Below are 14,198 nucleotides of genomic sequence, written 5' to 3'. Positions count from 1 at the left end.
ATTCGGCGGATTTTAGTTTTTTCCTTTTTCTTTTATAAAAAAAGACGCCCCGCCAGGACGCCTCCTACATTAGTTCCAAATCTCATTCACCCATTCAGGATGGTCAATAAACGGATTGCGGTTATGCTGATAGTCTGAATAAATAATATCATTTCTGCGTCGTTCTCGATCATCTACTGGATCTTCGGCGTTCCATTGAAGAAGCACAGATAATTTCCCATGATAAGGAGCAGTGCCATTATTCACTGTGTTATTAAGTTCTAAGTCAGGCTCATCACTTACATCGCCTTCATAGCGTATGGCCATATAAAACAACATACGAGCCACATCACCTTTTACTTCATCTCGAGGTTCCCATGAATCACTGTCAAAATAATTTCCGAGTGCCTCGCTATGTTCCGTCCCTCCGTTATCAAAATCTAAGTTTCCTCTCGTACCATTTACAGACACATCGGTTGGACGTAAATGATGAAGATCTGTTCCAGGACCCATAGCTGTTCCAAAGTCCCCGTGAGACTTTGCCCAGACGTGCTCACGATTCCAATCGTCCACTCCGCCTCCATTTGTACTCTTACTCTGTGAACGCCCCGTATAGAGCAAAATAACGTTATTTGCGTTAGCTGGATCTTCATCCGTTTTCTTTAAAGCTTCCCATACGGCTGAATACGAAAGTTCTGTGTGATGGTCAATAATGTTATGAAGCTCTGTTTTTAAGGTGTTTCCTGTTTTTCCAGCTGCGGTACGATAATAGTCTTCTACTGGAACAGTTGGCTCTGTGGGGTCTGGAGTCGGATCAGTTCCTCCTGTTTCTGTACTGATAGAAGTAACTGATTTTATTCCTGGGTGTGAAAAGTAAGGGGTGAGTGTGCCCGTAACAGTAAGACTTTTCCCTTTTAACTCCGAGCGACTTTGAAGTCCAAATGTACTTCGCAAATTTGAAGGAATTTGAACGTATACCATCTTGTCTGTGTTGGTTTCATTTGCACTGTCAGCGAGAGCAAGTGCATAATCGTTTGGGTAATTGCTCGTAATAACTGTAGATGTGCCTGTAGGTTGACCTACTACATATCCTTTAACCGTTTGTACACTGTTGTTTTGATTCTCAAGAGCTTGTGCAACAGATAAAAACGCGGCTGCTTGACTAACAGGAGTTAAGCTCACTAAAAGAACAAAAATAAGCAGAGACATTGCCCATGTTTTTTTACACAGAGCGTATAATTTCACTTTTTTATTCCTCCTTATGATAGGTTTGAAAACTAGTTTTCTTCCACCTCTTTATATTATTTTTTCACTGTGAATTCCCTGCCTATTTTTTGTTAAGTTTTATAGTGAAAAAGATGTATTCTTCTTTACAGTGACAGCCACTTTATGCGAAGGGTTATATTTTCAAAAGTCCACATTGGAAAAAGCATTATGTGTCTTTCTTTATATATGGTATAATCAACCGAATCGTAAAAGAGCTTATACCATTTCAGAAAATGAAATGATTTAAATAGAAATGAGGATTGTCTATGCTTAGTTTTGACGAAAAATTAGCTATTATTTCATCGTTTCCAGAGCTGCATCGAAAAGATGTATCTTTAGGACGCGTGAATTTTCATTATGAAGAGAGCGTGTACGATAAAACGGTTGTTGTGCATCATCTGCATCCTAACGGAAATGGATTTGTATATGCAGGTTTTTTAAAAGGATATGAAACAAATGACAAAGGTCTTGTGAATATCCGTGATTACACTGAAGAAGATCTTCGATCAATTATTGAAGCTTCTATTGAATCTTTGTCTACCCTTCCTGATACAGCTAGAGAAGAAGCTATTGTAGGGAATGGAAATGAACAGCGCTGGAACGGCCCAGACAATGCAACGCTTTTACTTGTTCATGAAGATGACCTGTGGAATATTTATTCTGGCTTGAATTTAGAGGCAGCATTTTTATCTTACGAAGAAGCAGAAGATTATTTGTTTGAAGAAGGCTTCCGCCGCCTGTAAATTTACGTCTATACGCAAAAACCTCGCTGTTGATTAACAGCGAGGTTTTTTCATTTTTTCACAGAAGGCTGAGGGCTAATGCGCGGTATTAAAACCACAAATAATACAACAACCCCCACACCAATCAATAATAAATAAAACCATTGTAGATCTGATGACTTTTCAGAAGCCGTTTGTTCTGTCCGATCTTTCTTGTAGGAAGTGTTTTTAGAAGAAAACAAGTTATATTCTTTTGCTTTCGCAGAAATCGTATTATCTTCAGCTGATGCGTTCGCAAAAAGACTTTCTTTTAAACTCTCTTTCTCTGCATCTTCCTCTTTTTCAAATGTAAGATCCTTTATTTCCTCCGGAATATTTCCTACTTCTTTTTTATTTTCTAGCAAAGATTCGGGGTCTAAGTTAATGGGATCATCTTTATATACATTTGGTTTAATCTCTTCAACGTTTCCATCATCAGCTTCAGCCGCTGCTGCTATAGGGAAACAAAAAAGTGAAAAAATAAGAACAACACTTCCAATCTTCTTACTAAGCACTATAGGTTTCATCATTTTCAACCTCTTTAGTCGTCTTTAAAGCACGAATAATAGATGGCAGAACACTTAAAACGGCAGTCATTCCCAGTAATACAATAAGCGCCTGTCCAAACAGAGACTGCGTATCATATTGAATGGACATGTACACTTTAGATACTGGATCTTCGTAATTAAAGTTTGGCATAGATAAGTTAAGAAGCGGGGTAATATAAAATAAAATCAACCCTACTGTCGTCACCCATCCAGCGAAGCTTCCTAATAAGAAAGCAATACGTACAAGTGTAGATGAAGCAAGCAATAAGACGATCGTAAAGATTGACCATTCCATTGCCCGGTCTCCCGATAACGAATAAATATTAAGGCTAAAGATACTTACCATTAACCCTACAATCAAATTCAATAATCCAAAGAGCGTACCTTTTACAAGCATTGGTGCATGTCGGTAGTATTGACTGAAATAGCCAATTAGTAGGCTGCTGATTAAGATAATAACCAAAATGACAACCGGTGGAACCTCTTTTACTTTTTCAGCCGGCACTTCACCGCTTACTTGAAGAGGATTTGCTAAATAATGATAAACGTAATCGTTATTCTGTCCATCTACTAATGTATTATTTAACAAGCGGTATACCTGGCCTCGCACCAACTTCGTTGAATCCACGTTTTGGGCCCACTTGCTGTTAAGCGTGTCAGCCTTATCCTGAACTTCATTTACACGCTTCTGCAATTCATCTGTGTACGTGACAACATTAGCTTGTCTTTCACCTAAAGATGAAATGAGTTCGTTCATTCCCTTCAACTCTTGACCCATGCTTTGCTGCAGCGTCATTAAGCCTGTTACGTCCGGAGCTTCTTTCTTTTCTAATGCTTGATCTTCACCTGCGCTAGATTGAAGCTCTTGATTCATTGCATTTGCTTTTTCTTGAATAGCTGATAGCTCTTCCATAATCGATGCTTGTTCAGCATCAACTGTTTGTCCATATTGATCAGCAAAATCTTGCACTGAACTTTGGAACTGTGCTAACTCTTCTTTTGTTAGAGACAGGTTTTGTTGGATTTGCTTACGCGCGTCTTGAGAAGAAACGGTTCCAGCTAACGCCTGCTGCAAACTTCCTTTAATAGAGTCATTGTTAAGGACGCTGTTCTGTATGTCTGTATTTCCTACTTGAGCTAAAGTCAAATCATACTGCGATAAATCACCGTAGTACTTTAACAGATCTTCGGCACTGCTGCTTTTAATCTTACCTGAGAATGTATTGCTCAGCTTTTCCTTTCGAGAAGCTGAAAGGTTTGGAGAAGATAAGATTTTATCTTCTTTGTTTTTAATCATCGTAATGAGACCATCAACATCCGCACTGCCTTTAGAAGGTTTTTTGCCGTCTTCTTTCAACTTTTCATTCTCTTTTTTTAATCGTTCATTTTCTTCTTGAAGCTTAGCAATTTGACTGCTCGACGACTTGGTTGCTTCTTCTAAGTCTTTCTCTGCTTTGTTTTTCTGTGCTGTCAAAGACTCAACGTCTGCTTCCAAGCTGACAATTTTCTGCTTCAGCGCATCCGTATTTTCTCCTGAAGTTTCAGGCTGAACGGTTACATTTTGCAGCTCATCTTTGACTGCCTGTACCTGTGTTTTCAGATTAGCCACTTTTTCAAGCGCACTTTTCACAGCATCGGATGTACCTGATGTGTCCGGTGTGTCCGGTGTTTCAGTCGTTTCTGGCGTTTCTGTTCCCTCAGGTGTTTCAGATGATTCAGGCGCTTCAGGTGTTTCAGGTGTTTCAGGTGTTTCATTTACCATTCCTTGGAGCTGCTGTTCTAAGTCTTCAAGCCCTTTTGATATATCATCAAGCTTTGCTGTTTGCTGAGATAAATCCACTTGAATTGGTTCTGACGTTCCTTCGCCTTGACCGGAATCTGGCTGAGTTCCATCATCTTCTCCAGGATCCGTCGGCGTCTCTCCACCTTGATTAGGATCTGGCTGAGTTCCGTCACCTTCTCCAGGGTCCGTTGGCGTCTCTCCGTCTTGATTAGGATCTGGCTGAGTTCCATCACTTTCCCCTGGATCCGTTGAGCCTCCACCACTATCATTTGATGAAGCTGTCTCTAGCTGCGCACGAAGCGGCTTTAGCTTACTTTCAATTTGATTTAAGGTTGTTTGCTCAGACTGCTGTTTGTATGAACTGATGATTTGGCCGTTCAAATCTTGCAGAGCTTTTTCTTGTTCACTGACGTTATCTGCTTGTTGATCTCCAAGTTCTCCAACGGCTTTTTGATTTTCATCCAGCTGCTGTTGAATGGAAGATAAGCCACTAAACACTTGATTGGCCTGCTCATTAAAATTTTGCTTAGAGCTTGGCTGATTAGATTCAAGGGAAGACAACCCTTGTTGAATCGCAGTGACACTTTGAGCCTGCGTTTTTTCAAGCATTTGTTTCTGTGTTTCTTGATATGTTTGATATTGATTTACATATTCAATGAAGCTGTTTAAATTCTTTTCAACCTGTTCTACGTCGCCTTGTCTGTCGCTAGAACCTTTTTCTGCTTTATTTACATTATCTTGGATTTGCTGAAGAATTTTCTTTTGATCATTTAATTCACCTGCTAAATCTTTTGAATTCGGTTTATAAAAAGCGACCATTGTTTTTTGAAAGGCGATTTCTTTATTTAGAATTTTATCGAACTGTCCGCGTACCTTATCCACTTCCTGTGATACATAACTCCAGTACAAAGAGGACATTTCATTATTAACCTTTGTAGTAGCATCTTCTAATTCCCCTACTACTTTTTCCTTATTAACTGCGTTAAGCTGGCTTTGAACTTTGTATTCCAAAGTAGCTTTTTCTGGCTTTTTTTCCTGATACGATAAAATATTTTGTGAGAAAGTCGAGGGAATATAAATAACCGCATCATATTTCCCATTCTGTAAACCGCTTGTAGCTGCGCTTCGTCCAAGCACGGTCCATTGATAATCCGACCCCTCCTGTAAAAGAGGAGTCACTTTTTCTCCAAATTCTATCGCTTTTTCACTGTTTTCTTTTACTCCATTATCTTCGTTAACAACCGCAATCGTTCTTGTTGAGTTTTCTGTGACTTGTAGCGGGTTGTCTCCAATATACTGGAAAAAGAAAGAAGGAAGAGCCAAAATTAAAACAACAGCTAATATGACTTTAAGTGTATACTTACGCTGTTCGGTCATGTTAAGATCTTCCTTTCACTTACACATAGCGGGATTTGAATTCTTGTTTCTTTTCCACTTTTAATATAATAACCGAAGCCAGGGTTAACGTCGGCTTCTTTTCGGTCATAAGGAAGTGTAAATAAGCTTTGCTCTGTTTTCTTCATCAACAACACAGCTTGGCCAATTTGCTTCACTTCTGTTGTTAACGCGTCAAATCCTTTTGAAAACTCATTGTTGTTCCCTGCAACAATCAAGTTAAAGCCCAGGTGGCTATAATTTTTCATCAATTTTGTAATACGATCCTGCAAGACACTGTCTAAGTTTTGCTGGAATCGTACAAATCCGTCTACCACAAGCATGATCGGGGCAAATGAAAGGCCGTGTACGGTTCCTTCCTGCACTGCTTCCAAATACTTATTTTCACGTCGCTGCAATCGTTCTTCGGTTAGGTCAAGCCAGTCGACGATCTGTTCTTTTGTTTCCATGTAAACAACTTGCTCTTCAGCTGCATAGCTTGATAAACCACGGTCAACCGAATCAAATAGTCCGATTTGCTTCACGCCTTGTTCAAGCGCTGTTTGCAGTATGACTTTCACTACATTTGTCTTTCCTTTTTGCGTCTGCCCCATGACGATACAATGCTTATTTTTCGTAAAGTTCATATGCACCGGTCGAACAAACTCTTCATCTAACCCAAGAGGAATAACTCCTTTTTCGCGAATAACTCTTCTGTCCGTCATAAATTCGGCAAGTACAAGTTTCGATGACAGCATTGGCACCGGCTCCGGAAGAATAGCATCAGCATATTGTTTCTTTAATCGTTGAATGTGCAGCTTAACTGCATCAAAAATTTCAAAATCATCTTTTCCTTCCGCAGGTAAAAACAGCTGTGCAAAATAAGGTTGATCCGTTTTGATAATAGCCCGACCTGGAATAGACTCCAGCGCATACGGCGTACGTCCTAAAATAGAATACGCTTCTGAATGATCCATTAAGTAATGAACCACCTTCGTTTTCAAGTTATTCATAAGTGACTGACGAATAGAATTCACGCGCGTCGCGGTAAAGATCATATAAATTCCTAAAGACTGGCCGTCACGCACAAGCTGTGTGAACTGCATTTCTAGATCTTGCATTTCTTCTTTAACAAGATCAAAATTATCAATCGTGATAAAAATTAGAGGAAGCTCTTCTGAACTTAGAGCATTATACATTTTGATATTGCTAACTTCCTGCTGTTGAAATAACTGCTTTCGCCTTGCGATTTCTTGTTTGATAATCGTCATGAATTTTTCAATTTTACGCATTTGATCCATTAAGAAATAATCCGCCGTATGAGGCAGCTGACGAAGCGGCAGCAGCGTACCGTTCCCAAAGTCAAAAATGTAATAATGAAGCTGCTCTGGGCTCTGTCTTTCAGCTAGACTAAGAAGCAACATCATGACTGTAAACGATTTACCGTATCCTGACGAACCAAATATACCAATGTTTCCATCGTCCATCAGCTGATAGTTATATACCGTTTGACTTTGCTTTTCAGGTTCATCAATTAAGCCAATTGGGAATACGCCGTCTCGCTTCTCTTTGTACTCACTGCGAAGCAATCTCTCTTTAAGAGGCGGCAGCCATGGACTATTTAATTTTTTGATACCTAATTCCTGCTGCGTTTGTTCGATTTTTTGCACCACAACATCAATTTCTGCTTCCGCTTGTTTGGATGACGTCTGCTGAGTAGATACATCAGATAAAGGAATCAACCCGAGATCTGTGATAATGGCTACTTCATCTTCAGCCCCATACGTATCTTCCATGTACGGCGCGCCGCTCCAAGCTGACTGAAACAGTTCATACACTTCATTATTTCCAACCTGCAGATAGCCTCGACCCGTCACCGTAATAGAAGCAGCGTCTGCATTTTTTAAGATTTCTTTACTATCAGCGGCATCTTGGACTTTTAACGCTACTTTAAAGCGCGCATTACTCCAAATTTGATCGTCAATAACACCGCCTGGCTTTTGTGTTGCTAAAATTAAATGAACGCCTAGACTACGTCCAATTCGCGCCGCGCTGACTAATTCGCGAATGAACTCTGGTTCTTCACTTTTTAACTCAGCAAATTCATCCGAGATTAAGAATAAGTGAGGCAGAGGTTCTTCTGCCATACCTTGCTTATATAAATCTGTATAATCATTAATATGATTGACTTCATATCTATCAAACAAGCGTTGGCGTCGCTTTAATTCACTTTTAATAGAAGCTAAGGCTCTTGTACTAAAATTCTTACTTCCTTCAATATTTGTAATGGTTCCAAGCAGGTGAGGCATGTTTTTAAACGGCTGAGCCATTCCTCCGCCCTTATAGTCAATCAATAAAAATGCGACTTCATGGGGGTGGAAATTCACCGCTAGAGAAAGAATGTACGTTTGTAAAAATTCACTTTTCCCTGACCCCGTCGTACCTGCAAGTAATCCATGAGGGCCGTGAGCTTTTTCGTGAAGATTTAGTTCAACAATATCTTCTTTTCCTTTTAAACCAATTGGAACCGCTAGCGACTTAGCTGATTCATTGGTGTGCCACCTTTGCACGATATCCAGCTCACCAATTTCTCTTGCTTTAAATAATTCTAAGAATGAAACGCTATTTGGAATTGAGTTGGTCATGCCAACTTGGTGATCCAATGTCCGCAGCATCCTTGCAAATCTTTCATTATAATCAAGCGTGTGTTTATCAAGCTGAAATGGAATATTCACAGCTTTTTGCTTTTGAATTAATATATCCCCCTCGGATTCGTTAATATAACGAACGAGTGTGTGAACATGCTCCGTTAAGCTTTCTTTCGTCTCTGCCGCAAATATCGTAGAGAACCCAAGATGAGGGTGATACCCTTCTAAATACTCTAAGATAACGTGATCTGCAATTAGCTGCTGATTCGTAATAATAAAAACAAAGTGAGGCAAAAAAACCCCTTCTCCTTTTGCTTCATCTAAGTCGCGTTCTCTCAGCATTTCGTAAATAGAAGATAAAAGCTGATCTCTCGTTTGTTCATTATAAATGAAGCCTTTCGCAAAAGAATGAGGCAGCTGAAAATGAGGGAGCCATTTCATCCATTCCCACTCTTTATATTCTTCTTCATCAAAAATGAATACGAATCTCACATCATGATAACTGTGGGAGAATGCCAGCTGTCCTACAAGCTGATGCAGTTCATTCTTCACCGTCTTCATCTTTCCTACCAGACCGATAGAGCCTAAACCTAAGTGAGCGGTAACAGGCGCATTTTTGACTTCTCGATAGACTTTTTCCATGTGCTGAGACTGCTCAAGCAAATCATCAATTTCTCGATTAGCCATATCTCCGCTATTTAAAGAAATTTGGTAGCTTCCAGGAACTGTTCCTTTTCCAAGACGCACCTGTAAGAAATCACTGCTTTCCACAGTTCGTTCCCAAATTCGATCGGAAATCTGTTCTGTTAAATATTTCATTCGTTCAAACGTTGGAAAATGATAAGATAATACGTCTCGTTGAACTGATGCTAGTTCTTGTAATTCCTCGCGCTTGTTCTCTAAGTACTTTGTATAAATTCGACGACGACGCTCTTGGCGCTTCTTGCGCTGTTTTTTATCTTTGAAATATTGAACGGTAGATACAATCAGCGTGGTCGTAAACATCATGACAGATATAATAATAAAAATTCCCCTGGGCTGAATAATCGATACCGTACCCATGACTAAAAGCATGACTAATGGGGGTAAAATGGTAAGCCATAAGCTTCGGTTATTTTCATCATTGTCTTGAGACGGAAAGGACAAGCTCACCTTATCATTAGGCAAATCATATATCATGCGCGGTGTCCGTCTATAAACCGGGTACTTCTTTTTCATTTCAGAAATAGGTTGCGCCGTAGCCGGAAGCTTAGATGCATAATCATAGTAGCTTTGAATCTTCAGCAAATCTTTTTCGATCAATTGAATCGTCATAGAAGACCATAAAATAAGATCTCCGGGCTGAAGGTTCCTATTCTCTTCTATTCGGTGTCCATTAAGATAAAACCGTTCTTGGTTATAAAAGACCTTCCACTTCCCGTTTATCTTTGATAAGTAAAATCCTTCTTTTGGCTCTACTACATACTTTTCTTTCTGCTGATACACATCAGCTGCTTCATCACTTGTGGAAAACGAGACTTCTGATTCGTAATCAATATAATAGACAGCTTCTTTAACAGCCGTCTCTGTAAGGGCAAAGGTTAAAGCCTGTCCTTGTTCTCGCCATACAAACGACTCAGAAACAGATAGCTCTGCTATCCTTTCTTCTCCGTAGGAAATCAAGAGCCGGCCGTTCTTTTCAGATGACAGCGTCATTTGACCTTTCTCAAACGGATAGGAAAAAGTAAACGTTTGATGCTGAGTGTTTCCAACCGTTGCTTGGCGAAAGGTTTTAAAATCTATAGGCAGCTGCTGATACGTTTGCCCACTAACTATCCAAAGCATATTCATACAACTACCTCCCTACTTCGATTGATCTTCCTGCTGTTTTTTCTGCTCTTCTTGTTTCTTTTTCTCGGCTTCTGCAGCTTTCTGTTCTTCTTCCTGCTGCTTGGCCGCCTGTGCTTCCTCAGCCTGTTTCTCTTCTTGCTGCTTGGCTGCTTCCGCTTCTTGCTGATCATTTTCTTTCTTGAATTCTTCCAGTTCATTCGCTACTTTATCAAGCTCTTCTTGCTTTTTATCAGCCGCTAAATCGTTGTCTGTCTTTAGCTGACCTTCGTATTTCATTAATGCATAGATAATTAACGAACGTTCTTCTAACAACCTGCTCACTTCTAAAGCTTTTTTGTTGTCTCCTCGGCCAATGTAAAACCAATAGGCAAAGTACTGAGGATCTGACTGAAGCGTAATAGTCTTTAAAGCATTTGCCTTTTGCTCCTCTCCCAACTTTTCATTAACAAGATAGGAGGTTGCTATTTCGTATTGCACAATTTTAGGCATACTTTCAATATCGTAATCTTCAAGTGTGTCGACTACTTTGCTGTAGTTTTTTTCAAGAAAGTATTCGTTGCTTTCTACAAATGCTTCTTGTTTCGGCTGAGCAAAAAAATAAGAATAAAAAGTATAAATAAGAGCTGGAATTAATAAGACAAGTATACCGACAGATGAAAACTTAAAAATGGTCCAGCGTTTTTGAGGAAGTTGAACAAGTGTCTTTTGATGTTTTTCAATTTGGGTTAGCTTATGCTGAACAAATTGACTCAACTCTTCCTCATTGCTGATATGCATTATTTTTTTAGCGTCTTCTTTTAATTGCAAGGTCTCGTATAACTTAAAATACTGTTCAAATGTATGCGATGAGTCAACAGCCGCCGCTATCGTAGCCTTTAACTCCTGAAAGCTTTGTTCCTCGTTAGGTTCATAAGGAGGTAAACTTTCTTTCACTCCATAATGTAAAAAAGCAGGACTTAAACTTTTATCAAAAATGATATTTTCTGGACAAATCAACAAATGCAGCCTTGAAAAAGAATGCTGCTTTATCTTTTTGATAAGCTGATCTGCAAACAGCCACTTTTGCTGTTCTTCTTTTCCCTTTAATGCTGTAAAAGGTTGAAATTCAGAGGTAGGCTTAATTGTTATTTTAAGTTCATCATCGCTCATCATGATTTCTTTTTGAAAAGCCGTGTTTACATCCTTTAACATTTCAATTTCAACAGAACGATCAAGTCGAATTTTTTCTTTTTGAAAAACAAATGTATATTCATTATTATGACGTGTCATTACAGCTTCGAGCTGCTCTTCTAAGTAAGTCGGTTTCTTCTCTGACATTCTAATAGACTCCTTTAGAGAATTTCGATACAATCACCTGTGGTAATTCCGCAGTTAATCATCGTCTCATTTCCCGAGAAAATAAGATTTTTATTTGAAACACGTATCCACGCACCGTCCTTTGGTGATTGAGTAATCTTTTTAGCTTGCCAAACGATCTCGACTACTTTTTTGATTGAATGATAGTTTGATAGTCGCAAATCGAACCGATCACCTGTATAGTGCTTTAAGTCTACTGTTACTTCTATATACATAGGGTTTCATCACCTCAAAACATAGAAAAAGCGCCTTCATCTTTTGAGAATGGGGCGCTCCTTTTATTACTTCACTTAGATTATTAGATGAAGTTAACCGCGGATTTGGCTAGCGATTTGGTTATCTGTATCTTCAAGAACATTTGCAGAGTCGTCTAATTGCTTAGCAATTTTTGTAAGTAGGTTAGACATTTCAACGAAAGAAGGTTTTAATTCTTCGTATTGAGCAGCAAACGCTTCGCTTGAAGCACCTTCCCACATATCTTGAAGTTGATTTTTCATTGTATCAAGACGGCTTACTAGTTCTTGAACTTGACCGCTTTCGTTAGTATAGCGACCTGACATGTCGCGAAGCTCTGCTGGTGTTACGCGAATAATTCCTGACATACATATCTCTCCTTCGGTTTATATATTTACTATTATTGTAAGAAACTCTAGTGATAAGGTCAAAGGTTACTTGCAAAAGCCTCCAAAAATGAGAATATGTATCTACAAGTACCCCTAAAAAATGCAAATAAAACCTAAAAAACCAAGATTTTGTTCTCATTTAAACCTTTTCCATCTAATCTATAGGTACCTATTTAAAGGAAAATAAAAACTATAAGACTATTAAATTACATTTCTATTTATTATCTATAGAACTATTTACTAGTAATAAAAAAGCAGCAGCCTGTTTAAGGCCCTGCCTATATATATCCTATTTATTTAAGATTCAGACATGCTTGAAAAAAGGACATGTGCTTGTTATCGCCTTGGCTACTGCTTAAAATAATTTTTATCTTCTTTTAACATTCTTATTTCTTCCGGGATGAATAATTTTGAGAGAGGCGTGTCAGGATTAAGTAATATGGCTATTTCTTCATTTAATACAGGCAGCATATCCTTAAATGATACACATACGGTCTTTTCATCTTTTAGCATCTGTTCAATCGGATATTTTGACGAAAAAACAGGTAAATATCGATACGCTGCACTTTTCATCGTCTGAACGTAGTGCTCTGCAATTAATATATCTGATGCTACATGTTCTGAGCTAACAACTAGCCATAAATTGCTATTCATTAAAGTTTTATAAAATTGAGCAATTTTTTTATTATCTTTCATTGCTTCAATTAACGATTTTTCTAATAAATTAAATGTATACTTCATTGCTGAGACAACCCTGTAAGGAACTGTACCATTTCACTTCCAGCGCCATCATATACTTCATTCATTCTCTCTTCACTTCCTCTGTGCTGTCACTAAACATAATGTTTGAAGGATTCATCTCCTGACTTAAAATGCCCAATCCCATTTGAATAACCCCATAAGTGAAAAATTCCGTTCGACTGCATGTAGAACCATTCACTACTTTTTCTTCCCAAGACATAGAAAGCGAATTCCACATAACATTAAGAGTACCTAGAGGTTTTTCAATCGTTCTATGCATATTGTCATACGTGTTCCATTCTTTTAAGTTCTTTATGTCATTCCACGTATCTTGCGAATGGGCGCTCCCATCGCTCCATACGCTCGACCAAAACTCCGTCCAGCCTGAAGAGCCTTCTAGCTCTCCATCTGCTTTTCTCATTTGCTCCGCAGTGTCTTTTACTAATAAATGTGCATTTTCCGTTAGCGAATCAAGTTTGCGAATCATATGCTGTAACTCTTCCTGCAAGTCCAGCACTTTATCAATATCTGCAACAGACAAGAAATGTAGATTTGTAGCTTCCCAGCTTAGTTTTTGAAGTGCATCAGCCGTCTGTGAATGAGACTGTTGAATTCGCTCTGCAAATGTCTGCAGCACCTCTGGATTTACTTTTATCTCCATGTATGTCCGTCCCCCTATCTCTTGTAAGCCTTCAGTCATCATCCAAACATTTTTTAAGCCTATACGGAAAGACTCACTTTCTAAAAGAGTGAGTCGATAATGTTATTTATTACGCCGATGCTAGCTCTCTTAATCGTGAAATTTCTAAGCGTAAAGTTTGAAACAATTCATCCCTTACGTCGTACAGATGAAAAGTGGATTGCGTAATATCATTATAAATATCCTCATATGAGCTCTTAGAACGCCCTGACCAATCTGACGCATATTGTTGGTGCGAATTTTGAAACAGATAGATACCTTCTTCAAGAAATTCCATGATACGTTGAACTTCATGTAAATATGATTCTAATTGATCTGCATCTCGACTATATTCTTTGCTTTTTCTTCTTCGCTCTATGTCGTCAAAGAGATCATCAATTGCATCCATAAAATGTCCCCACGTCCTTCTTCCTCTTTTATTAGAAGTCTCTTAAAGTAATGTTAAAATAAGGTTACAAAAAACAAAATCCATCATTCAAACTATTTTCATACCTAGGAAAAAATATCTACATTTCTCTTTTTTTACTTATTTATACAGGGGAAATAGAGAAAATAAACAACGCCAGGCTGCTGTAATAAAGCAGTAGAC

The 14,198-nt window shown here is 38.7% G+C and carries 11 protein-coding genes; 1 reads left to right on the top strand and 10 read right to left on the bottom strand.

Annotated features, from left to right (window positions below):
* Window positions 1-69 precede the first annotated feature (69 nt).
* Window positions 70-1,224 carry an endonuclease gene (locus ACRPLY_RS23795; RefSeq protein ID WP_325077550.1) on the bottom strand — a complete coding sequence of 385 codons (1,155 nt, stop codon included), beginning with the start codon at window positions 1,222-1,224 and terminating at the stop codon, window positions 70-72.
* Window positions 1,225-1,511: 287 nt separating this feature from the next.
* Here ACRPLY_RS23795 and ACRPLY_RS23790 point away from each other — a divergent pair, with 287 nt between their 5' ends.
* On the top strand, window positions 1,512-1,988 hold the full coding sequence (locus ACRPLY_RS23790; RefSeq protein ID WP_028412469.1) for a hypothetical protein: 477 nt from the start codon (window positions 1,512-1,514) through the stop codon (window positions 1,986-1,988).
* A 50-nt stretch (window positions 1,989-2,038) separates the two neighbouring features.
* Here ACRPLY_RS23790 and essA read toward each other — a convergent pair whose 3' ends face one another.
* The 9 genes from essA to ACRPLY_RS23745 form a co-directional block, all read right to left on the bottom strand.
* Entirely contained in the window at window positions 2,039-2,536 is a 498-nt protein-coding gene (essA, locus tag ACRPLY_RS23785; RefSeq protein WP_033580728.1) for a type VII secretion protein EssA, read from the bottom strand.
* The gene (esaA, locus tag ACRPLY_RS23780) at window positions 2,514-5,714 is read right to left on the bottom strand and encodes a type VII secretion protein EsaA (protein WP_325077551.1); all 3,201 of its coding nucleotides are present in this window, start codon (window positions 5,712-5,714) and stop codon (window positions 2,514-2,516) included. The genes essA and esaA overlap by 23 nt, the downstream gene beginning before the upstream one ends.
* Complete coding sequence (gene essC / locus ACRPLY_RS23775) at window positions 5,711-10,189, bottom strand: type VII secretion protein EssC (RefSeq protein ID WP_099330590.1); 4,479 nt, start codon at window positions 10,187-10,189, stop codon at window positions 5,711-5,713. Before essC ends, esaA begins: the two co-directional genes overlap by 4 nt.
* 12 nt (window positions 10,190-10,201) lie before the next feature.
* Window positions 10,202-11,506, bottom strand: a complete 1,305-nt coding sequence (gene essB / locus ACRPLY_RS23770) for a type VII secretion protein EssB (protein ID WP_028412472.1) — start codon at window positions 11,504-11,506, stop codon at window positions 10,202-10,204.
* A gap of 14 nt (window positions 11,507-11,520) precedes the next feature.
* Complete coding sequence (locus tag ACRPLY_RS23765) at window positions 11,521-11,760, bottom strand: EsaB/YukD family protein (protein ID WP_025752817.1); 240 nt, start codon at window positions 11,758-11,760, stop codon at window positions 11,521-11,523.
* A gap of 93 nt (window positions 11,761-11,853) precedes the next feature.
* The gene (locus tag ACRPLY_RS23760) at window positions 11,854-12,147 is read right to left on the bottom strand and encodes a WXG100 family type VII secretion target (RefSeq protein WP_028412473.1); all 294 of its coding nucleotides are present in this window, start codon (window positions 12,145-12,147) and stop codon (window positions 11,854-11,856) included.
* A 369-nt stretch (window positions 12,148-12,516) separates the two neighbouring features.
* Window positions 12,517-12,909, bottom strand: coding sequence for an SseB family protein (locus tag ACRPLY_RS23755; RefSeq protein ID WP_028412474.1), 393 nt, complete (start codon window positions 12,907-12,909; stop codon window positions 12,517-12,519).
* Window positions 12,910-12,970: 61 nt separating this feature from the next.
* Complete coding sequence (locus ACRPLY_RS23750) at window positions 12,971-13,570, bottom strand: WXG100 family type VII secretion target (RefSeq protein ID WP_028412475.1); 600 nt, start codon at window positions 13,568-13,570, stop codon at window positions 12,971-12,973.
* 109 nt (window positions 13,571-13,679) lie between these two features.
* Window positions 13,680-13,997 (bottom strand): hypothetical protein, encoded by a 318-nt coding sequence (locus ACRPLY_RS23745; protein WP_013055102.1) that lies wholly within the window; start codon window positions 13,995-13,997, stop codon window positions 13,680-13,682.
* Window positions 13,998-14,198 lie beyond the last annotated feature (201 nt).

Origin of the sequence: Priestia sp. TGN 0903 (assembly GCF_050846855.1) — a bacterium.
GTDB lineage: Bacteria > Bacillota > Bacilli > Bacillales > Bacillaceae_H > Priestia > Priestia zanthoxyli.
The sequence above is the reverse complement of the archived record's forward strand: the minus strand, read 5'-3'. Positions and strand labels throughout refer to the sequence as shown.